Here is a 1,233-nt window from a genome sequence, read left to right as displayed (position 1 = left end):
CACGCAGGTCCATCGAATAAGGTCGCGCCATGCTCGCTGGCCTCCATGCCCAGCCAGCATCTTGAATCACATCTATACGCCCTCGTGAATCCCCTATCGATTCAATCCCACGTCATCCCGCTCTAGAGCTTTTCCGTATTTGAAAGAATCGGTTGGGATTTCCCGCTGGCCGAATTGTGATTCAAGGTAATCACTGGAGAGGAGACCAGCTTGGCTGAGGCCATTATCACAAGGTTTACGGGTTCGGTTTTGTCGGGCTCTGGATCGCGGCATGTCGGCGCGAGCGGCGCCGCGGATGCTGGAGGTGACCGCGGCGAAGGATGTTCGCTGGGCGCAAGCATGGCGGACGCATGGATCGATTGAGCCGGGCAAGGTGGGCGGCCATCCGCAGCCATTGCTGGAGAGCTAGCGCGACTGGCTGCTGGCACGGATCGAGCAGAAGAAAGACCTGACGCTGCACGAACTGCTGGCCGAGTTGCGCGGCGAGCGAGGCGTGATGGTGCGCTGCGACACGCTGTGGCGGTTTCTGGGGCGCTGCGGCAAGACATTTTAAAAAAGCGATCTTCGCCAAAGAGCAAGACCGGCCCGATATCGTCCGCCGCCGCAACCACTGGCACTGGGTCCAGCGCCGGGTAATCCCAACCCATGGCTGGTGCACGAAGGGCGAGGCGCTGATCGACAAGGTGCCGCATGGGCACTGGAAAACGCTGACATTCATCACCGGGCTACGGCACGATGGCATCGTCGCTCCCTGCGTCCTTGACGGCCCGATCAACGGTGAGAGCTTTACCGCATGGATCGAGCAGTTCCTAATCCCTGCACTGGAACCAGGCAGCATCGTCGTCCTCAACAATCTCGGTGGCCACAAGGGCAACCGCGTGCGCAAGATACTCAAGGCTGCGGGCATCAGGCTGTTCTTCCTGCCACCCTACTCGCCGGATCTGAATCCCATCGAGGAGGTGTTCTCCAAGCTCAAACGGCTGCTGCGAAAGGCAAGCGAACGCTCTGTCGAGGCGGCTTGGCGGCGCATCGGAACGCTGCTCGATCGCTTCCCGACAAGCGAATGCTGCAACTACATCCGGGGAGCCGGATATGCCTCAATCGTAGGTGTTCAGTTCCGGTATCTGGAGGATTGGATTGACGATGAAGCGCTCTGGTTCTGACGTCCAGGTTTTGACGATATATTCGTAGGGTGTGAGGCCGCTGAGCGTCTTGAGCCGGCGCGCAAAGTTG

Annotated in this window: 2 pseudogenes; one reads left to right on the top strand and one right to left on the bottom strand. The window is 59.6% G+C overall.

Annotation, left to right across the window (positions count from 1 at the left end):
- Positions 1 to 271: 271 nt before the first annotated feature.
- Positions 272 to 1,103: pseudogene (locus NFE57_RS16875) on the top strand (IS630 family transposase); the annotation flags it as partial.
- Here the strand turns inward: NFE57_RS16875 and NFE57_RS16575 are convergent.
- Positions 1,098 to 1,233, bottom strand: a pseudogene (locus NFE57_RS16575) (IS481 family transposase); the annotation flags it as partial. The pseudogenes NFE57_RS16875 and NFE57_RS16575 overlap by 6 nt on opposite strands.

This window comes from Hephaestia sp. MAHUQ-44 (assembly GCF_023806085.1).
Lineage (GTDB): Bacteria > Pseudomonadota > Alphaproteobacteria > Sphingomonadales > Sphingomonadaceae > Sphingomonas.
The sequence above is the reverse complement of the archived record's forward strand: the minus strand, read 5'-3'. Positions and strand labels throughout refer to the sequence as shown.